This is a genomic window from Amycolatopsis sp. NPDC114505, assembly GCF_055633615.1.
The window spans coordinates 633,487-654,964 of sequence record NZ_JBVKDV010000005.1 but is presented as its reverse complement, the minus strand read 5'-3'; the positions used below and the strand labels follow the sequence as shown (position 1 = coordinate 654,964).

Genomic DNA, 21,478 nt, shown 5'->3' with positions numbered 1-21,478 from the left:
ATCCATGTCAGACGCCATCGTGGCCGAGGGACTGGTCAAGAAGTACGGGAAGGTCACCGCGCTCGACGGGATGTCGTTGTCGGTGCCCGAAGGCACGGTGCTGGGGGTGCTCGGGCCGAACGGCGCCGGGAAGACCACCACCGTCCAGATCCTCACGACGCTGCAGCAGCCGGACGCGGGCCGCGCGACGGTCGCCGGGTTCGACGTCGTGAAGGACGCGCACGAGCTGCGCACGCACATCGGCGCGTCGGGGCAGTACGCCGCCGTCGACCTCGAGCTGACCGGGGCCGAAAACCTCGAGATGGTCGGCAGGCTGTACCACCTGGGCACCAAGCGGGCCAAGGCGCGCGGCCGGGAGCTGCTGGCCCGGTTCAGCCTGGACGACGCCGCCGACCGCCCGGTCAAGGGCTACTCCGGCGGCATGCGGCGCCGGCTCGACCTGGCCGGCGCGCTCGTCGCGAACCCGCCGGTGCTGTTCCTCGACGAGCCCACGACCGGGCTCGACCCGCGGGCCCGCACCGAGCTGTGGGACGTCATCACCGAACTGGTCGCCGGCGGCACCACGTTGCTGCTGACCACGCAGTACCTCGAAGAGGCCGACCGGCTGGCCGACAGCATCGCCGTCATCGACCACGGGCGCGTGATCGCCCGCGGCACCGCCGACGAGCTCAAGGACCTCGTCGGCGGCGAGCGGATCGAGCTGACCGTCGGCACGCACGACGACCTCGTCGTCGCGCAGCGGACGCTGTCCCGGCTGTCCAGCGGCGAGCCGCAGGCCGAGGGATTCCGGCTCACCGTGCCCGTGACCCACGGCGCGAAAGCGCTTACCGAAGCGCTGGCGCTGCTCGCGGTGGACGGCGTCGAAGTCCGCGACGTCGGCGTCCGCCGCCCCACCCTCGACGACGTTTTCCTCACCCTCACCGGTCATGACGTATCCGACACAGACGAGACCGCGAAGGAGGCCGTGTGATGAACGCGGTGCAGATGGCTGTGACCGACGGCGTGACCGTCGCCAAGCGCAACTCGATCAAGATCTTCCGGTCACTGGACCTACTCGGGTCCCTCGTGTTCACGCCGGTGATGTTCGTGCTGCTCTTCGGGTACGTGTTCGGCAGCGTGATCGACATCCCGGGCTTGTCCTACCGCGAGTTCATGCTGCCGGGGATCTTCACGCTCGCGGTGGCGATGGGCGGCATCGTCACCGGCTACGGGCTGACCGACGACCTGCAGAAGGGGATCATCGACCGGTTCCGCTCGCTGCCCATGTCACCGGCCGCGGTGCTGATCGGGCGGACCACCGCCGACCTCATCCTCAGCACGGCGAGCCTGCTCATCATGGGCCTGGTCGGCCTGCTGGTCGGCTGGCGCATCCACACGAGCGTGCTCGAGGCACTGGGCGGGATCGTCCTGCTGCTGGCGTTCTCGTACGCGCTGTCGTGGGTGATGGGAGCGCTGGGCCTGGCCGTGCGCAAGCCCGAGGTGTTCAACAACGTGTCGATGGTGGTCGTCTTCCCGCTGACGTTCCTGGCCAACACGTTCGTCGACAGCGGCCGCCTGCCCGGCCCGCTGCGGGCGATCGCGGACTGGAACCCGGTCTCGGCGGTCACCCAGGCGGCGCGGGAGCTGTTCGGCAACACGAGCGCGGCCCTCCCGCCGCGCGACGTCTGGCCGATGCAGCACGCGCTCCTGGCGTCGGTGCTGTGGATCGCGCTGCTGCTGGTGGTCTTCGTGCCGCTCTCGGTGCGCTGCTACAAGAAGGCCACCAGCCACTGAATCAGGGCAGCGTCAGGATCTCGCTGCCGTCGGCCGTCACCACGAGGGTGTGCTCGAACTGGGCCGTCCACTTCTTGTCCTTCGTGGTGACGGTCCAGTCGTCGGCCCAGATGTCGTAGTCGATGGTGCCCAGGGTGATCATCGGCTCGATCGTGAAGGTCATGCCCTCCTCGATGATCGTGTCGACGGAGGGCTCTTCGTAGTGCAGGACCGTCGGGGGCGTGTGGAACGCCGGGCCGACGCCGTGGCCGGTGAAGTCGCGGACCACGCCGTAGCCGAAGCGCTTCGCGTAGGCCTCGATGACCCGGCCGATCACGTTGAGCTGGCGGCCCGGCCGGACCGCCTTGATCGCCCGCATCGTCGCCTCGCGGGTGCGCTCCACCAGCAGGCGCGCCTCCTCGGAGACGTCGCCGGCCAGGTACGTCCCGTTCGTGTCGCCGTGGACGCCGCCGATGTAGGCGGTGACGTCGATGTTGCAGATGTCGCCGTCCTCGATGATCGTCGAGTCCGGGATGCCGTGGCAGATGACCTCGTTGAGCGAGGTGCAGCACGACTTCGGGAACCGGCGGTAGCCCAGCGTCGAGGGGTAGGCGTGGTGGTCGAGCAGGAACTCGTGGACCACCTTGTCGATGTCGTCCGTGGTGGCACCCGGCTTGACGGCCTTGCCGCCCTCCTCCAGCGCCTGCGCCGCGATGCGGCTCGCGATCCGCATCGCCTCGATCACCTCGGGCGTGCGCACGCCGTTGCCGGTGTCCCGCTTCGGCGCCGGCTTGTCCACGTACTCGGGACGGGCGATGGAACTGGGGACGTCACGGCGCGGCGTCTGGACGCCGGGAACCAGCGGGGCACGAACGGACATGCCTCCACCTTACGACGGCCCGCTCAGCCGACCCCCGCCAGGAACCGGTGCGCGGCCTGCACCGCCGGTTTGGACGACCCGGCCTCGGTCAGCAGCACGGCGAACGCCAGGTCACCGCGGTAGCCGACGAACCAGCCGTGCGAGCGGGAGCCGTCGCCGAACTGGGCGGTGCCGGTCTTGCCCGCGACGCCCGGGATGTCCCGCAGGCCGGTCGCGGTGCCGTTGGTAACGACCTCGCGCATCATCCCGCGCAGCGCGCCCAGGACGTCGTCCGACGGCCCGTCGCCGACGTTCTGGGTGGTCGCGGGCAGGCCCTTGACGATCGACGGCGTCGGCACCTTCCCGGCCTGCACGGTGGCCGCGGCCAGCGCCAGGCCGAACGGGCTGGTCACCACCGTGCCCTGGCCGAAGCCGTTCTCGGCGCGCTGGACGGCCGAGTCGCTGGCCGGGACGGCGCCGGTGACCGTGGTCAGGCCGGGGACGACGAAGTCCGCGCCGATCCCGAACGAGCGGGCGGCGTCGGTGAGCGCCGACGACGGCAGCCCGGCGGCGAGCCGCGCGAAGGTCGTGTTGCACGAGCGCGCGAACGCCGTCGTCAGCGGGACGCGGCCGAGGTCGAACCGGCCTTCGTTCGGGATGACGCGGTTCTCGATCGTCGTGGTGCCGGGGCAGTCGACCGGGCTGCCGGCGTCGACGTCGCCCGCCGACAGCGCGGCCGCCGCCGTCACGATCTTGAACGTCGACCCCGGCGGGAAGCGGCCGGACAGGGCCAGCGAGCCCTCGTCGTCGGCGGCGGAGTTCTGCGCCACGGCGAGGATGTCCCCGCTCGAGGGCTGGATCGCCACCAGCGCGGCCGGGTACGGCTCGGTGTCGAGGGCCTTCTCGGCGGCGGCCTGGATCCGCGCGCTGAGCGTGCTGGCGACCGCGGGCGACGGGCGCGGCGGCTCGGCCTTGAGCTCGGACACCTCGGCGCCGGTGACGCCCCGGGTGACGATCCGCCAGCCCGCCGCGCCGGCCAGCTGCTGCTCGACCAGCGTCCGGATGCCGGGGAGGACCTGCTGCCCGGAGCCGCGGGTGACCGGCAGGAGCCGCTCCTGGCTGACGAACCGGACGCCGGGCAGGTCGTAGATCACCGGCTTGACCCGCTGGTAGTCGCCGGCGCGCAGGCTGATCACCGGGTAGGCGTCGCCGGGCTTGGTCTTGCTCATCCCGTCCAGCACCGACCGGCCGGTGACCGACGGCTCGAAGCGGTGCAGCGCCTTCGCGAGCGAGCCGGCGACGGCGGTCGCGTTGCCCGCCTTCTGCGGGTCGACGGCCACGCCGATCACGGTCTGCGGGCGCATCAGCGGCACGCCGTCGCGGTCGAGGACCGGCGCGGTCTCGGGCAGCTGCGGCAACACGCCGAGGGTCTGGCCGACGGCCAGCTGCGGGTGCACGACCGTCGGCTGCCAGTGCACCTGCCAGCCGCTTTCGGCCGCGCGCAGCAGGGCGTCGGCGCGGTAGGACCAGGTGCGGCCGTGCGGCAGGTGCCAGGTGAGCTGGTAGCCGGCGGTGACGGTGTCGCCGTTCGGCTCCTTCACCTCTTCGTCGTCGACGTCCAGGGACTCGGGTTCGAGCACGCCGCGGACCTGGGACAGCACGGTCGTGGCCGCGTCGGGCGAGTCGGTGTGGGCGGCCGCAGTGGCGACGTCCCCGGACGCGAGGGCGTCGAGGAAGGCGGAGAGGGCGTCCTCGGGGTCGTCGCCCGAGCACCCGGCCGTAGTCGCGGCGACGAGCAGCAGCACCGCGAGGGCACCGCGGCGTCGACGTGCACTCATGGCGGGATGATGCCTGGTCAGCGGGGGTGCCCCGGCGTCGAAACGCCGCCACGGAAGAGTGGCTAGAAGAGGACCGTCGCGTACTGGCCGACCTGCTGGAAGCCGATCTTGCGGTAGGCCGCGAGGGCGGGGGTGTTGAAGGCGTTGACGTAGAGGCTGGCGGTGCGGCCGAGCCCGCGCACGAGCCGGTTGACCACGGCGGCGGTGCCGGCGGTGCCGAGGCCGTCGCCGCGGCGATCGGGGTGCACCCAGACGCCCTGGATCTGCCCGACGGTCGCCGACATCGCGCCGATCTCGGCCTTGAAGACGACTTCGCCGTTCTCGAAGCGGGCGAACGCGCGCCCGGCGCCGATCAGCTCGGTGACGCGGGCGCGGTAGCTGGCGCCACCGTCACCGCTGCGCGGGTCGACACCGACCTCTTCGATGAACATCGCGACGGCCGCGGGCAGGTACCGCTCGAGCTCGTCCGGCCGGACGGGCCGGACCAGCGGATCGGCCGCGACCAGCGGCGTCGCGTCGAGGGCCATCAGCGGCTGGTCGTCGCGGACCTCGCGGGCCGGGCCCCACTCGTCTTCGAGCTCCTCCCACAGCCCGAGGACCTGCTCGGCCGGCCCGACGAGGGAAGAACAGGTGCGCTGACGGCGCAGCGCCCGGTCGGCAAAGGAGCGCAACGCGGGGGCGTTGCCGCGGAGGGGGATGAGGTTGGGCCCGGAAAAGCACAGGCCTTGGAGCCGTCCGGCCCGGACCGGACGGCTGTCGGCGGCCCAGAGCTCACCACCGAGCCGCCACGGGTCGAGACCGGCAGCCTCGACCCGGGCGCTGACCATGCAGCTGCCCACCGGGTCGGCGGCGAGCGCGGCACGGACCGCCGGATAGTCCCGATCATCGAGCAGCCGTGCACCTGCAAGCCGCAACACGGGGTCCAGGGTGCCAGATTCGGCGCCTGAACGGAACGCGAGGCCCCGGACACGCTGAGATGAACGGCCCGGGTCGGGCTTCCCGGGGAGAATGGGGCGTATGCAGCGGTACACGTACAAGGTCGTCGAGGTCCGGGAGAAGCTCATCGGGGGGAAGATGTCCGGCGGGAAGCTCGAGAAGCTGCTGAACGACCACGCGGCGGACGGGTGGCAGCTGAAGGCGATCACCACGGCGGAGGTGAAGGGCCGCGTCGGGCCCGGCGGGGTGGAGGGCTTGCTGGTGACCTTCGAGCGGCCGGTTCAGTAGGGCTCGCGCTCGCCTGCCGGGGGTGGTGGGGGCTCGCCCGCCGGGTGTTCCGCGGGCGAGCCGGGCCCCCGCGCCGGGGTTTGCTGCTCGCCGGCAGGGGCGCGACCCGGCTGCCCACGCATTCCACCATCAGCGCGGCGGCGATCGGCCAGCCCGCCTTGGCCAACCCGCGTTGGTCAAGCTCCGCGGTAGTTCCCGATCGTCCAGGCGTTGCCCTCCGGGTCGCGGAGGCTGAACGTGTGCGAGCCGTAGTCCGTGTCCGTCAGCTCGGCCGTGATCTCCGCGCCCGCCGCCTTCACCCGCTCGTAAATCGCGTCCACCTGGTCCGACACCACGTACACCGCGCCCGTGCCGGGCTTCATCGCGTCGTGGATTCCGTCCGGGGGGCGGACGCTGCCCAGCATCACCGCGCCGCCCTCGGGCCAGCGCAGCTCCGCGTGCGCGATCAGGTCGCCGTCGGGTACCACCAGTGCCTCGGTGAAGCCCAGGACGTCGACGAGGAAACGGACCGCCGCCGGGGCGTTGTCGTAGCGCAGGGCGGGCCAGACGTTCGGTTCAGGAGTCATGCCCGCGAGTCTTGCCCCGCCGCCACCTCCTCGTCTTGGAGGAACGGGAGCTCCTCGGCGATCCACGTCCGCGGCGTGCACCCGGCCAGCGCGCGCCACTCGTTGGTCAGGTGCGCCTGGTCGTAGTACCCGCACTCGACCGCCAGCGTGGCCAGGTCCGCGAACCCCTGCCGCAGCAGCCGGCCGGCTCGCTCGAACCGCAGCACCCGCGCCGCCTGCTTCGGCGCCAGGCCCAGCTCCGCGCGGAACCGCTCGCCCAGGTGACGGCGGCTCCACCCGACCTCGCCCGCCAGGTCCGTGACGCGCACGCGGCCGTCCGCGCCCCGCATCCGGCGCCAGGCCTCCCCCAGCTCGGGCGGTGGCACGACCGGCGAGACCGCGCGGGCGGCCAGCACGTCGTCGAGCAAGGCGAACCGCTCGTCCCAGGTGAGGGGACTCAGCCGCTCCGGCAGCGAGCCCAGGCCGAACTCGGCGAGATCCACCACTTCGCCGCTCAGCTCGGCCGCCGTGACCCCGAACAGCGTCCGCACGCCCAGCGGGTCGAGCTCCAGCTGCAGCCCCTCCTGCCTGCGGTCCTGCCGGATCAACACCGCGCGCGTGTGCAGCCCGCCGACCAGCGCCTGCAGGCTGTGTCCGGCCATCCGCACCGGCCCGGCCAGGCTGATGACGAGCGTCACATGCCGGGACGGCAGACCGCGGTGGACCGGCAGCGTCACCTCGTCCTGCGCGTACCCGACATAGCGCGTGACCAGGGGCCGCACCACGGGGTGCGGCTCGTGAACAGCCCAGGTCACGGTCACGAATGCCAGCGTAAACGTCACCACCGACAGTTCCGGTTCTGATAACACGGAGGGTGCGTCCCCACCGCGGAAGGAACCACCTGATGACGATCCAGGAGCAGGCGCAGCAGCTGGAGCTGCTCGCCGACCAGGTGCCCACCGGCATCGCGCTCGCCACCAAGAGCGACCTCGAAGACCTGCAGGCGCAGGTGCTCGGCCTGCTCGGGGAGACCTCGACCGCGACCGCGATCCAGGGCTCGATCCAGCTGGCGTCGCAGCAGATCGACGAGGTCGCCGCCGCGCTCGAGAACGTCCGGCTGCAGATCCGCGACGCCGCCCAGCACCACCTGCAGGGCTGAAAAAAGGCCTCCTCACCAGCGTGAGGAGGCCTTTTGACGGAAGCGGTCAGCCGGCCGTGACGACCGGCTCGCCCGCACCGAGGGACTCGCCCGCCTCTTCGGCGATGCGCATGGCCTCTTCGATGAGCGTCTCGACGATCGCGTGCTCCGGCACGGTCTTGATGACCTCGCCCTTGACGAAGATCTGGCCCTTGCCGTTGCCGGACGCCACCCCGAGGTCGGCCTCGCGGGCCTCCCCCGGGCCGTTGACGACGCAGCCCATGACGGCGACGCGCAGCGGGATCTCCATGCCCTCGAGCCCGGCGGTGACCTGCTCGGCGAGCGTGTAGACGTCGACCTGCGCGCGCCCGCACGACGGGCACGACACGATCTCCAGCTTGCGCTGCTTGAGGTTCAGCGACTGCAGGATCTGGATGCCGACCTTGACCTCTTCGACCGGCGGCGCGGACAGCGAGACGCGGATCGTGTCGCCGATGCCCTGGCGCAGCAGCGCGCCGAACGCGACGGCCGACTTGATCGTGCCCTGGAACGCCGGCCCGGCCTCGGTGACGCCGAGGTGGAGCGGGTAGTCGCACTGCTCGGCGAGCAGCTCGTACGCGCGCACCATGACCACCGGGTCGTTGTGCTTCACGGAGATCTTGATGTCGTGGAAGTCGTGCTCGGCGAACAGCGACGCCTCCCACAGCGCCGACTCGGCCAGCGCTTCCGGCGTCGCCTTGCCGTACTTGTCCATGATCCGCTTGTCGAGCGAGCCGGCGTTGACGCCGATCCGGATCGGCGTGCCGTGGTCCTTCGCGGCCTGCGCGATCTCCTTGACCTGGTCGTCGAACTTCCGGATGTTGCCCGGGTTCACGCGCACCGCGGCACAGCCGGCCTCGATGGCGGCGAAGACGTACTTCGGCTGGAAGTGGATGTCGGCGATCACCGGGATCTGCGACTTCTTCGCGATCGCGGGCAGCGCCTCGGCGTCGTCGGCCGACGGGCACGCGACGCGGACGATGTCGCAGCCCGCGGCGGTCAGCTCGGCGATCTGCTGCAGGGTCGCGTTGACGTCGGAGGTGAGCGTCGTCGTCATCGACTGGACGGAGATCGGGAAGTCGCTGCCGACGCCGACCGTGCCCACCTGGAGCTGGCGGGTCTTGCGGCGCTCGGAGAGGACGGGCGGGGGCAGGGCGGGCATACCGAGTGCGACGGTCACGGCTTCCAGCGTACCTACCCCGAGTGGGCGCCCCGCACCATGTCAACCGTCACGGTGAGCAGCGTTACGGCGCGTGCGCCCCGCCACGGAGGGGCCGGAACCCCTTCGTGGCGGACCGCTACTGCAAGCGAATCGGGTTGACGATGTCCGCCGTCACCGTGAGTAGGGTCACCGCGCCGCCGATGAGCACCAGGACCATCGTGATCCCGGACAGCTTCGTGTAGTCGACGGGCCCGCCGGCCACCTTGCCCCGCTTGGCGCGGATCCAGTCGCGGACGCGCTCGTACCAGACCACCGCGATGTGCCCGCCGTCCAGCGGGAGCAGCGGCAGCAGGTTGAACACGCCGATGAAGAAGTTCAGGCTGGCCAGCAGGAAGAAGAACAGCACCCAGATGCCCCGCTCGACGGCCTCGCCGCCGATCCGGCTCGCGCCGACGACGCTGACCGGGGTGTTCGGGTCGCGCTCGCCGCCGAAGATCGCGGTGACGACGGCGGGGATGCGCTCGGGGAACTCGACCAGCCGCTGGGCCGTCTCGGAGAACATCGTGCCGGTGAAGCTGAACGTGGCGCCGATCGCGGCGACCGGGCCGTACTGCGTGGTCGCGGCCGGGAGCTGCGGCGAGGCGCCGATCATCCCGACCTCCTTGACGCCGGCGGTGCTCCAGCGCTGCACCTTCGGGACGTCGACGATGAGCGACAGCCGCTGGTCGCCGCGCTGGACGTCGAACTCCGTCGGGCCGCTGGTGGCCTGCACGGTGGCGAGCATCTCGTCCCAGGTCGCGATCGGCTTGCCGCCGATCGCGAGGATCTTGTCACCGGCCCGCAGCCCCGCAGCCTCCGCGGGACGCGCGGCGCCCTGCGGGCACTTGGGGTCCTGCGCCTGCTCCTTCGTCGTGGCCGCGCGGGCGCACGAGGTCGAGGCCAGCACCGGCTCGGTCGTGGTGGGGCCGGCCAGGTTCGGCAGCCCCATCGTCACGGCCATCAGGTAGAGCACGACGAAGCCGAGGATGAAGTGCGTGACCGACCCGGCGGACATCACGACGGTGCGCTTCCAGGTCTTGAACCGCCACATCGCGCGCGGCGCCTCGTCCGGCGTCACCTCGTCGAGCGCCGTCATGCCGGCGATGTCGCAGAAGCCGCCGAGCGGGATCCACTTCAGGCCGTATTCGGTCTCCCCGCGGCGCCAGGAGAACACCGTGGGCCCGAAGCCCACGAAGTACCGGCGGACCTTCATGCCGAAGGCCTTCGCGGTGACCATGTGGCCGGCCTCGTGCAGTGCGACGGAGACACAGATCCCCAGCGCGAAGAGCACCACACCGATGATGTAGGACACCCGCTACTTCCCCTCGATGATCGAACCGGCCCGCGCGCGAGCCCAGCGCTCGGCGGCGAGAACGTCGTCGACGTCGCGCGGTTCGCGACGCCACTCGTCGGCGGCTCCCACCACCTCGGAAACAGTGTCCACTATCGACGTGAAGCGGGTGTTCTGCGCGAGGAAAGCCGCGACCAGCTCCTCGTTCGCCGCGTTGTAGACGGCGGGCAGGCAGCCGCCCACGGTGCCGCAGTGGCGGGCCAGCTCGACGGCCGGGAAGGCCTCGTCGTCCAGCGGCTCGAAAGTCCAGGTCGCGGCCTTGTCCCACGTGCAGGCGGGGGCGGCGCCGGGCACGCGGTCGGGCCAGTGCAGGGCGAGCGCGATCGGCAGCCGCATGTCGGGCGGGCTGGCCTGGGCGATCGTCGAGCCGTCGGTGAAGGTCACCATCGAGTGCACGATCGACTGCGGGTGCACGGTGACGTCGATCTTTTCGGGCGCGATGTCGAAAAGCAGCGCCGCCTCGATCAGCTCCAGCCCCTTGTTGACCAGCGTGGCGGAGTTGATGGTGATCAGCGGGCCCATCGACCAGGTCGGGTGCGCCATCGCCTGCTCGACGGTGACATCGGCCAGCTCGGCGCGCTTGCGGCCGCGGAACGGGCCACCGGACGCGGTGAGCACGAGCCGGGCGACTTCGTTTTCGCGGCCGGCCCGCAGGGCCTGCGCGATGGCGGAGTGCTCGGAGTCGACCGGCACGAGCTGTCCGGGCTTCGCGGCGGCGAGCACGAGCGGCCCGCCGGCGATGAGCGACTCCTTGTTCGCGAGCGCGAGGGTGGCGCCGGTGGCGAGCGCTCTGAGCGTGGGCTCGAGGCCGCGGGAGCCGGGCAGGGCGTTCAGGACGGTGTCGACCTTCACCGCGTCGATCAGCTCGGTGACGGCGTCGGAGCCCGCGAAGAGCCGCGGGAGCTTGAAGTCGCCCTGGTCGTAGCCCCGCTTCTGCGCTTCGGCGTACAGCGCGAGCTGCACGTCTTCGGCGGCCGTGGCCTTGGTCACGGCGACGGCCTCGACCCCGTGGGCGAGCGCCTGCGCGGCGAGCGCGGCCGGATCGGCGCCGCCCGCCGCGATCCCGGCCACCCGGAAGAGGTGCGGGTTGCGCGCGGCGACGTCGAGAGCCTGCACACCGATGGACCCGGTCGAGCCGAGCACGAGGACGCTTCGCGAGGTAGTCATCGCCGGTCATTGTCGCGCGGGGCGTGTCCGCGGCGCACGCGGAGGTGTGGGATCATCGGGGAGTACGTGGTTCATGGGTCTTGAGGAGTTCATCGTGGCAGGCAAGGCGGTCGAGAAGCGGCCCGAGGTCGACCCCCGCGACGAGCCGTCCGCGGCCTGGGGCTGGCACGGTTCGTTCCCGAAGGCCACCCGGATCGCCGGCTGGGTCAGCGCGATCATCCTGCTGGTGATGATCAAGGGCAACCACGAGAACAACACCGAGAACGTCTGGCTCGTCGGCCTCGCGCTGTTCCTGATCCTGCTGCTGGTGCTCGACATCCGTAAGCAGCGCACAGCCTGGCGCAAGTAGTCCGTGAAGGTCTAACGTCCCCGGCATGAAGCTGCGCTGGGGTCTGGCTCTCGTCGGTGTGCTGGGTGCGTTGCTGGTGGCGCCGGCTTCGGCTTCGGCTGCCTCTTCGCCGGTCGTCCGGTGCTCGTTCACCCCGACGCCCTCGAATCCGGCCGCGCGCCCAGTGGTGCGTCCGCTGCCCTTCGCGCTGACGCGCGGGACCGTGGACGTGACTTTCCGTTTCAACTACGGGCCGGTGACGGTGCGGCTGAACCGCGCCGGGGCGGCGCCTTGCGCGGTCCACAACATGGTTTCGCTGATCCTGCAGCGGTTCTACGACCGGTCCCAGTGCTGGCGGCTTTCGAACTCTTCGCGGCTGGGTGTTCTGCAGTGCGGGGACATCTACGAGGTCGAGAAGGGCGGGCCGGGGTACCAGTTCCCGGATGAGGTTTCCGGTGCGGAGACCTACCCGCGGGGGACCGTCGCGATGGGGAACCAGGGGCCCGGGACGAACGGGTCGGAGTTCTTCATCGTGCACTCGTTCGCGAACATCCCGGCGAATTACTCGGTGCTGGGGACCGTGGTGCGGGGGATGTCGGCGCTGGACCGGATGGTCGCGGACGGGATCATCCCGACCGACCCGAACGGGCCGCTGGACGGGGCGCCCGCCCACCCGGTGAAGATCCAGCGCGCTTCGGTCGGCTGGTAGTGCTGGTCAGTAGTCCGGCACCGCGGCCAGCGCGTCCTCGATGATCGCCACCAGGAGCGCGCCGGCGTAGGGCTCGGCGAGGGTCCGGTCCAGAGCCTCGGTCAGGTGCGTGGCCGCCGCGGGCGAGGGGAAGGCGGGCACCAGTTCGGCGTGTTCCCGGAAGTTCTGCCACCGCCGCATCGCGAGGGTGCGCTCCAGACCCGCGACGAGGCCCGCCGCCACGTCCGGGACGCCGCCCTGGTGCAGCACGGCGACCTTCTCCGGGGTTTCGAGGGTGTGGCTGTGCACGATGTCGTCCAGCGGTGTCCACGGCGGCGCGTCCGGAGCCCGCACCCCGTCCGGTCGCCCACTGGGCCGGGCGATGCCCCAGCAGGCGACGACCCGCGTGAGGTCCGGCGCCAGGAACACCTCGAAGAGGTAACGACCGCGCGCGCGGTCGTCGATCTGCGCGTGGGTGAGCGTGCCGCCGAGGTAGGCGCAGAGTGCGCGGACGCCCGGTTCGAACCCGACGGAACCCTGCCCGGCCCGGCGGCAGGTGTGTTCCCGGCGACCGTAGCGGGACCGCGCCTGTGCTGTCGGCTGGACGCCTTCGTGGAACGTGGTTGTCGCACCGGCGGCCAGAGCGTCGTGGGCCAGGGCGCCGGCCTCGGTGCCGGCCTCGGCCAGCAGCGCGGCGATCATCGACGGGCCTTCGTGCTCGCGAGCCATCCGCACTCCCCAAAGCAGAAGCCGGGTACCGCGCAGTGCGGCACCCGGCTTCCGAAACTACCTTCAGCGCTCGCTGGCCGGCGACACCAGTTCGCTCGGTCCGCCACCCGACTCCCCGGCCACCGCGGCCAGCTCCTCGCCCACCGACTCGCGGTCCTTCGGGCGCGCGTCCTTCGTCAGCAGCGATGCCACCGCTCCGATCAAGCACACCGCGATCGCGAAGCCGAACGCCACCGCCAAGCCCGACTGGAACGGGCCCGAAATCAGGTTCGGGAAGAAGCTGCGGCCCGTCAGGAACGATGCCTGGTCCGGCGGCAGCGAGGACAGCTGGCCGCCCAGCAACTGCTGGATCGGGTTGTAGCCCAGGAACGCCGCGAACAGCACCGCCACCGCCGGGAGGTTCGCCACCTGGGTGGCCGCCGCGTCGGGGACGCCGTGGGCGATCAGACCGTCGTGCATCGTCGACGGGAGGGTGCTCGACAGGCCCGAGATGATCAAGCTGAAGAAGAAGCCGATCGACAGGACCATCGCCGCGTTCTGGAACGTCGTCATCATGCCCGCGCCGGAGCCGCGGGCGTCGGCCGGGAGGCTGTTCATCACCTCGGCGCGGTTGGGCGAGGAGAACATGCCCATGCCGATGCCGTTGATCAGCAGAATGGCCGCGAACGCCCAGTAGTCGAAGTTCACCGGCAGGATGATCAGCAGCAGGAACGTGATCGCCGTGATCAGCAGCCCGGTGGACGCCAGCAGGCGGCTGCCGATGCGGTCGGCGAGGATGCCCGACGTCGGGGCGGCCAGCAGGAAGCCGACCGTCATCGGGAGCATGTAGATGCCCGCCCACAACGGCGTCTGCTCGAACGTGTAGCCGTGCTGGGGCAGCCAGATGCCCTGCAGCCAGATGATCAGGATGAACTGCAGCCCGCCGCGGCCGAGCGACGCCGTCAGGTTCGCGACGTTGCCCCAGGTGAACGACCGGATCTTGAACAGCGACAGCCGGAACAGCGGGTTCGGCACCTTCGTCTCGATGATCACGAACGCGACGAGCACCGCGACGCCGCCGATCAGGCAGGAGAGCACCATCGGGCTGGTCCAGCCGGTCTGCGACGTGCCGTAGGGCTGGATGCCGTAGGTGATGCCGACCAGCACCGCGATCAGGCCGACGGCGAAGGTGATGTTGCCCCACCAGTCCATCCGCGCGTGCTTGCGGATGCCGGTGTCGTGCAGCTTGAGGTACGCCCAGATCGTGCCGATCACGCCGAACGGCACCGACACCAGGAAGATCAGGTTCCAGTCGACCGGCGCGAGCACGCCACCGACGACCAGGCCGAGGAACGAGCCCGCGATGGCCGCGACGCCGTTCATGCCGAGCGCGAGGCCGCGCTGGTTGGCCGGGAAGGCGTCGGTGAGGATCGCCGAGGAGTTCGCCATCAGGAAGGCGCCGCCGACGCCCTGCACGATTCGCCAGCCGATCAGCCACAACGCGGCCGCGTCACCGCCGAACCAGGTGACGGCCAGCATGATGGAAGAAACGGTGAAGACGGCGAAGCCGAGGTTGTACATCCTCGCGCGGCCGTACATGTCGCCGAGCCGGCCGAAGCTCACCACCAGCACCGCGGTGACCACGAGGAAGCCCATGATCATCCACAGCAGGTAGCTGGTGTTGGCGGGCTCGAGGGGGTTGATGCCGATGCCCTTGAAGATGTCGGGCAGCGCGATCAGCACGATCGAGGAGTTGATCGTGGCGATCAGCATGCCCAGCGTCGTGTTGGACAGCGCGATCCACTTGTACCGCGGCCCCAGTTCCGCGATCGAATACGTCCGGCGTTCCGCCACTGTGCAACCCTTCTGCTCACAAAGTCCCTTAGCTAGGCTAAGCAACTTGCTTGCGTATGGCAACCAAGTTCCGGAAACGCCTGGGAGAGCATGATCACACCCGGTTGACAGTCCTTTGTGGATCCTTTACCAGACGGCCCAGCACCGCCACGCCGTCCGCGATCTCCGTCGCCGTCCTGGCCGCATAGCCCATGACCAGCCCCGGACGCCCCGGGAGCTGGCGGTGCCAGGACAGCGGCTGGACCTTCACCCCCTCGGCCAGCGCTGCGGCCGCCAGCGCGACGTCGTCCAGGTCCGTGTCGAACGTGATCGTCAGGTGCAGGCCCGCCGCCGCGCCGTGGACGACCGCCGAAGGCAGCTCCGAAGCGACAGCGCGGATCATCGCGTCGCGGCGACGGCGGTGCCGGGCCCGGACCACCCTCAGCTGCCGCTCCAGCTCGCCCGTCTCCATGAGCCGGGCCAGCACCAGCTGGGCCAGCACCGGGTTGCCCAGGTCCGCGAACCGCTTCGCCGCCACGAGGTCGTCGCGGAACCGCGGCGGCGCCAGCAGCCAGCCCACCCGCAACGCCGGCGCCAGCAGCTTCGAAACGCTTCCCGTGTAGCAGACCTCCGGCAGCATCGACCGGACCGCGGGCACCGGCGCGCGGTCGTAGCGGTGCTCCGCGTCGTAGTCGTCCTCCACCACGATCCCGCCCTCGGCCGCCCAGCGCATCAGGTCGCGGCGGCGCTCGCCGCCGAGCACCACCCCCATCGGGAACTGGTGAGCGGGCGTCACCAGCACCGCCGGCGCGCTCAGCTCATCGACGCGCAGGCCGTCGGCGTCCACCGGGACCGGCGGGGTCGCCAGGCCGCAGTGGTGCAGGTGCTGCCGCGCGCCCAGCGAGCTCGGGTCCTCCACGGCGATCTCGTCGACGCCGTGCTGCCGCAGCACCTCCCCCACCAGCGTCAACGCCTGCGCGACCCCGGCCACCACGATGATTTCCCCGGGGTCCACGCGGATGCCGCGGCCGCGCGCCAGCCAGTGCGACACCGCCAGCCGCATCGCCGGCGCGCCGCGGGGGTCGCCGTAGCCGAAGTGGGACGGCTCGAGCTCGTCCAGCACCGCCCGCTCGGCCCGCAGCCACGCCGCGCGCGGGAACGCCGTCAGGTCGGGAACGCCCGGCGTGAGGTCGATGCGGGCCGGGGCCGCGCGGACCGCGTCGAAGACCTCGACGCCCGGCATCGGCGTGATCACCTTCGACGGCGGCCGCACGCGCGCGGGTTCGGGCGCGAGCACCGGCGCGGCCACCACCACCGTGCCGGCCCGGCCGCGGCCCGCCGCGTGGCCGTCGTCGATCAGGCGCTGGTAGGCCTCGGTCACGACACCCCGCGAAACCCGCAGCTCGGCGGCCAGAACCCGGGAGGCGGGCAGCCGGCCGCCGATCGGGAGCCTGCCGTCGGCGACGGCGGTGCGCAGCTGGCCGGCGAGCCAGTCCGCGAGCCCGCCCGGCGGCGCCTCGCGGACGTCGAGCTGGAGGAAGTCCGAACCTATGGACCCCTCTGAGAGCGAGGTTTTGGCTCTGTCCATCGAGCCATTGTCGCAGCACGCTGGTCCCATGGACACCACCTACGTGCACGGGTACACCGAACCCGAGGCCCGCCGCCTCGGCGACCAGGCCGACACCCTGGCCGCGCTGCTGCACGCCGGGACGGCCTACCCCGCCGGGAGCCGCGTGCTGGAGGTCGGCTGCGGCGTCGGCGCGCAGACCGTCCACCTCGTGGCCCGCAGCCCGGACGCGCACCTGACCGCGGTCGACGTCTCCGAAGACTCCCTCGGCCAAGCGAGACGGAGGGTCCAGGGCGTCGAGTTCCGCCGGGCCGACCTGTTCGACCTCGACGGCGAGTGGGACCACCTCTTCGTCTGCTTCGTGCTCGAACACCTGCCCGAGCCCGAGAAAGCGTTGGCACACCTGAAAACCCTGCTGCGGCCGGGCGGGACGATCACCGTCATCGAGGGCGACCACGGTTCGGCTTTCTTCCATCCGCGCAGCGAACACGCCCAGGCCGCGATCGACTGCCTCGTCCGGCTGCAGGCCGACGCCGGCGGTGACGGGCTCCTCGGCCGGCGCCTCTACCCGCTGCTCGCGGACGCCGGTTTCGAAGACGTCCGCGTCGAACCGCGGACGGTCTACGCCGACGCGTCACGGCCGGACCTCGTCACCGGTTTCACCCGCGACACCTTCATCGCGATGGTCGAGGGCGTCGGCGAAACCGCCGTCGCGCGGGGCCTGATCGATGCAGCCCGCTGGGCCCGCGGAATCGCCGACCTTTACCGCACCACCAGGGAATACGGGACCTTCCATTACGCGTTCTACAAAGCAACAGCCCATCGCACTCCGGGAGGAGCGTCATGATCATCGCCGTTCTCGCCGCCGTTGTCCTGCTCGCCTGGGCGCTCGACCACGCCTACCGTCGTCGTCCGTACCCGCGCAACCGCTTGGCGGGCAGCACGAACGTCTTCGACCGGGACGCGCAGCGCCTCGAAGGCGACCTCGTCGCCGACGAGCGGCACTACTCCAGGTCCGCCAGCCGGTCCCGGGCGCGGATCGCGCCGGGCACGCACTCCCCGGCGTAACAGGCCAGCGCGCGTTCCCAGTGCTCGCGCGCGGTTTCCGGCTCACCGAGTCCACAATGGACTTCACCGAGCCCGAAGTAGGCACGGCCCTGCTCGGGGCGGCAGCCCGTTTCCTTCGCCACCGCAAGGGCTTCACGGTGGTGGCCGAGCGCGTCCGAGGACGCGCCGGTCGCCGCGGCCAGCGCGCCGAGACTGTTGAGGACCCGGGACTCCACGCCCCGGTCGCCGCATTCGCGGGCCAGGCCCAGTGCCTCTTCGAGGTGCTGGGCCGCTTCGGCGTGCCGGCCCTGCGCGAGCCGGACGTCTCCCAGGTGCTTCAGCGCGACGCCGCGGTTGGTGGGACTTCCCGTCTCCTGCGCGATTTCCAGCGCCCGTTCGAGGTGCGCCGCGGCTTCCGCGTACCGGCCGCGCGCGTGCTCGACGTCGCCGAGGATGCCCAGCGCGTAGCCCTCGCTCACCCACACGCCCATGGCGCGGAAGTGCTCCAGCCCTTCCTCCAGCGCACGGACCGCTTCGTCGTGCCGTCCCAGGGCCGACAACGCGTCGCCCGAGTTCACCAGTGCGTAGCCCTCACTCGTGCGGTCGGCGGTGTCGCGGGCGAGGACCCGCGCTTCTTCGAGGTAGCCGAGCGCTTCGGTGTAGCGGCCGATGCCGCGGCAGGAGCAGCCGAGCACCACCAGCACCAGCCCTTCGCTGGTGCGGTCACCGGCCTTGCGGGCCAGTGACAGGGCTTCGGTCGAGTACGTGATCGCTTCGGCGAACCGGCCCAGTGCCCGGCAGACCAGGCCGAGGGTGTTGATCGCGTGGATCTCGGTGCGCCGGTCGCCGGTCTCGCGGGCGAGGGCGAGCGCCTCCTCCAGGTACCGCAGCGCTTCGCGCGACCGGCCGACGCGCCAGTGCCCCAGCCCGATCAGGATGAGCGGCTCGGCCTCGGCCACCCGGTCGCCGGCGTCGTGGGCCAGCGCCGACGCGTGCGAGTGCAGCACCAGCGATTCCTCGTGGTAGCCGCCGACGTCCAGGTAGTGCCACAGGATCCCGGACAGCAGCCGCAGGTGGTCGGGCCACCCGTGCCGCGTCGCGTGCGCGGCGACGGCCAGGAGGTTGCGACGCTCGGCTTCCAGCCACGCCGGCGCGTCGATCACCTTGACGTCGGGGTCGGGCACGTCCGGGCGCAGGTGCCGTTCCTGCGGCAGGACGGCGTCCATCGCTTGTGCGGCCGAACGGACGTAGAAGTCGAACAGCCGCTCCTGCGCGTCGTGGCTCTCGGCCTCGTCGCGCGCGGCGAGCTCGGCGGCGTAGACGCGCAGCAGGTCGTGCTGCTGGACGCGGTCGTCGCCGGTCTCCTGCGCGAGGTGGGCGCGGACCAGCGTGGCGATCAGCCGCTCCGCCTCCGGCAGGGGGACGCCGGCGAGCGCGGCGATCGCGGCCGGAGTCAGGTCGCGGCCCGGGTGCAGGCCGCAGAGCCGGAAGACGCGGGCGGCGTCAGGCGCCAGGTGCCGATAGGACCACGAGAAGACGGCGCGCACCGCGGTCAGCGGGTCGCCGCCGCCGTCGAGCAGGTCGAGCCGCCGCCGTTCGTCGGCCAGCTCGGCCGCGAGGTCGGCGAGCCGCTCCCCCGGCCGGCTCAGCGCCAGCTCCGCGACGAGCCGCAGCGCCAGCGGCAGCCGGGCCGAGTACCCGATCAGCGCCTCGGTGGCGTCCGGTTCGTCGTCGACGCGCGTGCCGAGCAGCGTCCGCAGCAGGTCGAGGGCTTCGGCCTCGGTCAGCAGGTCGACGAGCACGCGGCGGGCGCCGTGCCGCGCGACCAGCCCGGGCAGCGCGTCGCGGCTGGTCACCAGGACCAGGCAGGACGCCGAGCCGGGCAGCAGCGGACGGACCTGGCCGACCGAGCCGGCGTTGTCCAGCAAGAGCACCATCCGCCGGCCGGTGAGCGCGGTGCGGAACTTCGCGGCGCGTTCCTCCGGCTCGGCGGGGATGTCCGCGCCGGCGACGCCGAGGGCGCGCAGGAACCCGGACAGCGCGTCGCCCGGCTCGACCGGCCGGACTGTGCCGTAGCCGTGCAGGTCGAGGTAGAGCTGGCCGTCCGGGAACTCGCCGAGGGACCGCTGGGCCCAGTGGACGGCGAGGGCGGTCTTGCCGACCCCGCCGGTGCCGGACAGGACCGCGATGCGGGCGCCGGTGCCGCCGCCGGCCAGGAGGGCGTCCAGCTCGGCCAGCTGCGCGGTGCGGGCGCGGAAGCCGGCGACGTCCGCGGGCAGCTGGGCGGGGACGCGGGCCGGCGGTTCCGGGGTGGCGAAGTCCTGCCGGAGCACCTGACGCTGGGCCGCGCGCAGCTCGGGGCCGGGTTCGATGCCCAGCTCGGCGTCCAGGCGCTGCCGGATCTCCTCGAACACCGCCAGCGCGCCGGCCTGCCGTCCGGACGCGGCGAGCACCTGCATGAGCCGGGCGTGCGCGGACTCGTTCAGCGGTTCCTCGGCGGTGAGCACGCGCAGCTGGACCGCCGCGTCCTCGGGGTCCGCGACCTCGGCGTACGCCATGACCGTCTTCGCGCGCTTCATCGCCAGGGCCAGCCGGGCGGGGTGCTGCCGGAGCCGTCCGACGTCGGCGAGCGCCTGTCCGCGCCAGAGCTCCAGGGCCTCACGGTGGGCGCCTTCTTTCAGGAACGCCTCGAAACGCAGGAGGTCGAGGTCGTCCTCGCCGGCGGTGAGCCGGTAGCCACCCTTGTCGGTGGCGATGGGGTCGGCGGGCCGCAGCGCCCGCCGCAGCCGCGCGACGTAGGTGTGGAGCAGTTCCAGGCACGACGTCGGCGGCTCGTCCCAGATGACGTCGACGAGGTCCTCTCGCCGGACGGTGTGGTTCGGCTGCAGCGCCAGCATCGCGAGCAGCAGGCGCTGCTTTTCGGCGCCGATCTCGACCGGGCAGTCGCCGCGCAGCACGGTGAGCGGGCCCAGGACGCCGATCCGCACCGGCTCCGGCGGTGCTTCAGCAAGCGCTTCCCGCAGCCGTCGCTCGGTCTCCGGCCGGGGCCGGCGGACGCTGCCGAGCTCGGCGTTGCGCACGGCGCGCAGGCTCAACCCGGCGCGCTCGGCCAGCTGGGCCTGGGTGAGGCCGGTGAGCACGCGGCGTTCCCGCAGCCACCCGGCGAACGGCAGGCCTTCGTCCACAGGCGTCCTCTCCCCGCGTGCCCCGCAGCGGAACGTACCCCTCCAGGATTCCGATCGTGCCGCTATACCTGTACCACCGAACGGCGAAGATAACCGTTTTCGCAGGTACCGACCGTGACATCGGCGCGAGTGGCCGGTACAGGCGCACGTCCACCACGGTTTCCTAGGCTTTCACGCGTCCGGTGGTGGCGAGGGGTTCGGAGCAGCCGTCGCGTGGGGTACGACGGCTGCACCCGAGCCTTCAGACGCCGAAGCGTGCCAAGAGTGCGCGGACGGCGGCTGGGTCCTCGACGTGGGCGTTGTGCCCGAGGCCGGCGAGCGTGACCGCGTCCGGGTCCAGCGCGCGTAGCTGGTCAGGACGGCTCATCGGGTCGTTCTCGCCCGCCGCCAGCACGACCGGGCACCGCGCCGCGGCGAGCAGCGCCGGCATGTCCGGTGCGCCGACGCCGAACGCGGCCGGGTCCATCGCGAGGCGCCAACCTCCCTCGGTCTCGCGAAGCCCGGCCGGGTCCGCGGGCGCGATGCCCAGCAGCCCGGAGACCTTCAGGTAGGCCTGGTCGGCCTCGGGCTGCGTCGCGAACAGCCGGGGCGGGCGCGCCGCGAACGTCGCCGCGCGGCCCAGGTCGTCCTGGGTCCACTCGACCTTCACTCCGAGGGCCAGCACGCCCTCGACCTCGAAGTCGTACTTCCCGGACGCGAGCTCGAGCGCGAGCACCCCGCCGAGCGAATGCCCGGCGACGACGTACGGGCCCTTCCCGGGTAGCGCCCGCGCGACGGCCGCGGTCAGCGTCTCGAAGGAGTAGTGCGGCAGCGGCGCGGACGGGCCGTGCCCGGGCAGGTCGGGGACCAGGACGCGCCGGTCGAGCTGCTCGGTGAGGTGGGCCCACACGGCACCGGTCGCGCCCAGGCCGTGCAGGAGGAGAACGGCCGGTTCGCCCTGGCCGCCGGTGCGCATGTTCAGCGTGTCCATCGGAGCAGCCTGCCAAACTGTCGGTGGCCGCGGCTAGG

Annotated in this window: 21 protein-coding genes; 8 read left to right on the top strand and 13 right to left on the bottom strand. The window is 71.9% G+C overall.

What is annotated here, in order from left to right; genetic code table 11:
- Window positions 1–4 precede the first annotated feature (4 nt).
- Both ACZ7OU_RS46015 and ACZ7OU_RS46010 read left to right on the top strand, forming a co-directional pair.
- The gene (locus ACZ7OU_RS46015; RefSeq protein WP_470260089.1) at window positions 5–970 is read left to right on the top strand and encodes an ATP-binding cassette domain-containing protein; all 966 of its coding nucleotides are present in this window, start codon (window positions 5–7) and stop codon (window positions 968–970) included.
- Window positions 970–1,773 carry an ABC transporter permease gene (locus ACZ7OU_RS46010; protein ID WP_436394399.1) on the top strand — a complete coding sequence of 268 codons (804 nt, stop codon included), beginning with the start codon at window positions 970–972 and terminating at the stop codon, window positions 1,771–1,773. Before ACZ7OU_RS46015 ends, ACZ7OU_RS46010 begins: the two co-directional genes overlap by 1 nt.
- A 1-nt stretch (window position 1,774) precedes the next feature.
- Here the strand turns inward: ACZ7OU_RS46010 and map are convergent, their stop codons facing one another.
- From map to ACZ7OU_RS45995, 3 genes are all read right to left on the bottom strand, one after another.
- Window positions 1,775–2,632, bottom strand: a complete 858-nt coding sequence (map, locus tag ACZ7OU_RS46005) for a type I methionyl aminopeptidase (protein ID WP_470244853.1) — start codon at window positions 2,630–2,632, stop codon at window positions 1,775–1,777.
- A gap of 23 nt (window positions 2,633–2,655) precedes the next feature.
- On the bottom strand, window positions 2,656–4,449 hold the full coding sequence (locus ACZ7OU_RS46000; RefSeq protein WP_470260088.1) for a penicillin-binding transpeptidase domain-containing protein: 1,794 nt from the start codon (window positions 4,447–4,449) through the stop codon (window positions 2,656–2,658).
- 62 nt (window positions 4,450–4,511) lie between these two features.
- Complete coding sequence (locus tag ACZ7OU_RS45995; RefSeq protein ID WP_470260087.1) at window positions 4,512–5,366, bottom strand: GNAT family N-acetyltransferase; 855 nt, start codon at window positions 5,364–5,366, stop codon at window positions 4,512–4,514.
- Window positions 5,367–5,466: 100 nt separating this feature from the next.
- On the opposite strand from ACZ7OU_RS45995, the gene ACZ7OU_RS45990 reads away from it, so the two are divergent.
- The gene (locus ACZ7OU_RS45990; protein WP_470244856.1) at window positions 5,467–5,673 is read left to right on the top strand and encodes a DUF4177 domain-containing protein; all 207 of its coding nucleotides are present in this window, start codon (window positions 5,467–5,469) and stop codon (window positions 5,671–5,673) included.
- Window positions 5,674–5,849: 176 nt separating this feature from the next.
- Here the strand turns inward: ACZ7OU_RS45990 and ACZ7OU_RS45985 are convergent, their stop codons facing one another.
- Both ACZ7OU_RS45985 and ACZ7OU_RS45980 read right to left on the bottom strand, forming a co-directional pair.
- Window positions 5,850–6,239, bottom strand: a complete 390-nt coding sequence (locus ACZ7OU_RS45985) for a VOC family protein (RefSeq protein ID WP_470260086.1) — start codon at window positions 6,237–6,239, stop codon at window positions 5,850–5,852.
- Window positions 6,236–7,039 (bottom strand): helix-turn-helix domain-containing protein, encoded by an 804-nt coding sequence (locus ACZ7OU_RS45980; protein ID WP_470260085.1) that lies wholly within the window; start codon window positions 7,037–7,039, stop codon window positions 6,236–6,238. Before ACZ7OU_RS45980 ends, ACZ7OU_RS45985 begins: the two co-directional genes overlap by 4 nt.
- An 83-nt stretch (window positions 7,040–7,122) precedes the next feature.
- Between ACZ7OU_RS45980 and ACZ7OU_RS45975 the strand changes: the two genes are divergently transcribed.
- Window positions 7,123–7,377 (top strand): hypothetical protein, encoded by a 255-nt coding sequence (locus tag ACZ7OU_RS45975; protein ID WP_155545387.1) that lies wholly within the window; start codon window positions 7,123–7,125, stop codon window positions 7,375–7,377.
- A gap of 46 nt (window positions 7,378–7,423) precedes the next feature.
- Here the strand turns inward: ACZ7OU_RS45975 and ispG are convergent, their stop codons facing one another.
- From ispG to dxr, 3 genes are all read right to left on the bottom strand, one after another.
- Window positions 7,424–8,557 carry a flavodoxin-dependent (E)-4-hydroxy-3-methylbut-2-enyl-diphosphate synthase gene (gene ispG, locus ACZ7OU_RS45970; protein WP_470245680.1) on the bottom strand — a complete coding sequence of 378 codons (1,134 nt, stop codon included), beginning with the start codon at window positions 8,555–8,557 and terminating at the stop codon, window positions 7,424–7,426.
- A 136-nt stretch (window positions 8,558–8,693) separates the two neighbouring features.
- Window positions 8,694–9,908: a M50 family metallopeptidase gene (locus ACZ7OU_RS45965; protein WP_470260084.1), complete on the bottom strand. Its 1,215-nt coding sequence runs from the start codon at window positions 9,906–9,908 to the stop codon at window positions 8,694–8,696.
- Window positions 9,909–9,911: 3 nt separating this feature from the next.
- Window positions 9,912–11,114, bottom strand: a complete 1,203-nt coding sequence (gene dxr, locus ACZ7OU_RS45960; RefSeq protein ID WP_470244860.1) for a 1-deoxy-D-xylulose-5-phosphate reductoisomerase — start codon at window positions 11,112–11,114, stop codon at window positions 9,912–9,914.
- 94 nt (window positions 11,115–11,208) lie between these two features.
- On the opposite strand from dxr, the gene ACZ7OU_RS45955 reads away from it, so the two are divergent.
- Together ACZ7OU_RS45955 and ACZ7OU_RS45950 are read left to right on the top strand one after the other, a co-directional pair.
- On the top strand, window positions 11,209–11,463 hold the full coding sequence (locus tag ACZ7OU_RS45955; protein WP_360674352.1) for a DUF2631 domain-containing protein: 255 nt from the start codon (window positions 11,209–11,211) through the stop codon (window positions 11,461–11,463).
- A 25-nt stretch (window positions 11,464–11,488) separates the two neighbouring features.
- Window positions 11,489–12,151, top strand: a complete 663-nt coding sequence (locus tag ACZ7OU_RS45950; RefSeq protein WP_470244861.1) for a peptidylprolyl isomerase — start codon at window positions 11,489–11,491, stop codon at window positions 12,149–12,151.
- A gap of 6 nt (window positions 12,152–12,157) precedes the next feature.
- On the opposite strand, the gene ACZ7OU_RS45945 is transcribed toward ACZ7OU_RS45950, so the two are convergent.
- The 3 genes from ACZ7OU_RS45945 to pdxR all read right to left on the bottom strand — a co-directional run bounded on the left by ACZ7OU_RS45945 (window position 12,158) and on the right by pdxR (window position 16,259).
- Window positions 12,158–12,859, bottom strand: a complete 702-nt coding sequence (locus ACZ7OU_RS45945) for a hypothetical protein (RefSeq protein WP_470244862.1) — start codon at window positions 12,857–12,859, stop codon at window positions 12,158–12,160.
- Window positions 12,860–12,922: 63 nt separating this feature from the next.
- Window positions 12,923–14,692 (bottom strand): MFS transporter, encoded by a 1,770-nt coding sequence (locus tag ACZ7OU_RS45940; protein ID WP_470244863.1) that lies wholly within the window; start codon window positions 14,690–14,692, stop codon window positions 12,923–12,925.
- Window positions 14,693–14,786: 94 nt separating this feature from the next.
- A complete protein-coding gene (pdxR, locus tag ACZ7OU_RS45935) occupies window positions 14,787–16,259 on the bottom strand; it encodes a MocR-like pyridoxine biosynthesis transcription factor PdxR (protein WP_470260083.1) in 1,473 nt (490 codons plus the stop codon).
- A 28-nt stretch (window positions 16,260–16,287) separates the two neighbouring features.
- Here pdxR and ACZ7OU_RS45930 point away from each other — a divergent pair, with 28 nt between their 5' ends.
- Window positions 16,288–17,085, top strand: a complete 798-nt coding sequence (locus ACZ7OU_RS45930; protein WP_470260082.1) for a methyltransferase — start codon at window positions 16,288–16,290, stop codon at window positions 17,083–17,085.
- A complete protein-coding gene (locus ACZ7OU_RS45925; RefSeq protein WP_470244866.1) occupies window positions 17,082–17,306 on the top strand; it encodes a hypothetical protein in 225 nt (74 codons plus the stop codon). The genes ACZ7OU_RS45930 and ACZ7OU_RS45925 overlap by 4 nt, the downstream gene beginning before the upstream one ends.
- Here the strand turns inward: ACZ7OU_RS45925 and ACZ7OU_RS45920 are convergent.
- Window positions 17,243–20,470, bottom strand: a complete 3,228-nt coding sequence (locus ACZ7OU_RS45920) for a tetratricopeptide repeat protein (protein WP_470260081.1) — start codon at window positions 20,468–20,470, stop codon at window positions 17,243–17,245. The two genes, ACZ7OU_RS45925 and ACZ7OU_RS45920, sit on opposite strands and share 64 nt — an antisense overlap.
- Window positions 20,471–20,711: 241 nt before the next feature.
- Window positions 20,712–21,440, bottom strand: coding sequence for an alpha/beta fold hydrolase (locus tag ACZ7OU_RS45915; RefSeq protein WP_470260080.1), 729 nt, complete (start codon window positions 21,438–21,440; stop codon window positions 20,712–20,714).
- Between the last annotated feature and the right edge of the window lie 38 nt (window positions 21,441–21,478).

What these genes read in the sequence shown, in the direction of transcription:
- ACZ7OU_RS45975 (WP_155545387.1), top strand. Translation starts at nt 7,123, where the DNA reads ATGACGATCCAGGAGCAGGCGCAGCAGCTGGAGCTGCTCGCCGACCAG.
- ACZ7OU_RS45915 (WP_470260080.1), bottom strand. Translation starts at nt 21,440, where the DNA reads ATGGACACGCTGAACATGCGCACCGGCGGCCAGGGCGAACCGGCCGTT.
- ACZ7OU_RS45945 (WP_470244862.1), bottom strand. Translation starts at nt 12,859, where the DNA reads ATGGCTCGCGAGCACGAAGGCCCGTCGATGATCGCCGCGCTGCTGGCC.
- ACZ7OU_RS46015 (WP_470260089.1), top strand. Translation starts at nt 5, where the DNA reads ATGTCAGACGCCATCGTGGCCGAGGGACTGGTCAAGAAGTACGGGAAG.
- ACZ7OU_RS45985 (WP_470260086.1), bottom strand. Translation starts at nt 6,239, where the DNA reads ATGACTCCTGAACCGAACGTCTGGCCCGCCCTGCGCTACGACAACGCC.
- ACZ7OU_RS45930 (WP_470260082.1), top strand. Translation starts at nt 16,288, where the DNA reads ATGGACACCACCTACGTGCACGGGTACACCGAACCCGAGGCCCGCCGC.
- ACZ7OU_RS46000 (WP_470260088.1), bottom strand. Translation starts at nt 4,449, where the DNA reads ATGAGTGCACGTCGACGCCGCGGTGCCCTCGCGGTGCTGCTGCTCGTC.
- ACZ7OU_RS45925 (WP_470244866.1), top strand. Translation starts at nt 17,082, where the DNA reads ATGATCATCGCCGTTCTCGCCGCCGTTGTCCTGCTCGCCTGGGCGCTC.
- ACZ7OU_RS46010 (WP_436394399.1), top strand. Translation starts at nt 970, where the DNA reads ATGAACGCGGTGCAGATGGCTGTGACCGACGGCGTGACCGTCGCCAAG.
- ACZ7OU_RS45950 (WP_470244861.1), top strand. Translation starts at nt 11,489, where the DNA reads ATGAAGCTGCGCTGGGGTCTGGCTCTCGTCGGTGTGCTGGGTGCGTTG.
- pdxR (WP_470260083.1), bottom strand. Translation starts at nt 16,259, where the DNA reads ATGGACAGAGCCAAAACCTCGCTCTCAGAGGGGTCCATAGGTTCGGAC.
- dxr (WP_470244860.1), bottom strand. Translation starts at nt 11,114, where the DNA reads ATGACTACCTCGCGAAGCGTCCTCGTGCTCGGCTCGACCGGGTCCATC.
- map (WP_470244853.1), bottom strand. Translation starts at nt 2,632, where the DNA reads ATGTCCGTTCGTGCCCCGCTGGTTCCCGGCGTCCAGACGCCGCGCCGT.
- ACZ7OU_RS45990 (WP_470244856.1), top strand. Translation starts at nt 5,467, where the DNA reads ATGCAGCGGTACACGTACAAGGTCGTCGAGGTCCGGGAGAAGCTCATC.
- ispG (WP_470245680.1), bottom strand. Translation starts at nt 8,557, where the DNA reads ATGCCCGCCCTGCCCCCGCCCGTCCTCTCCGAGCGCCGCAAGACCCGC.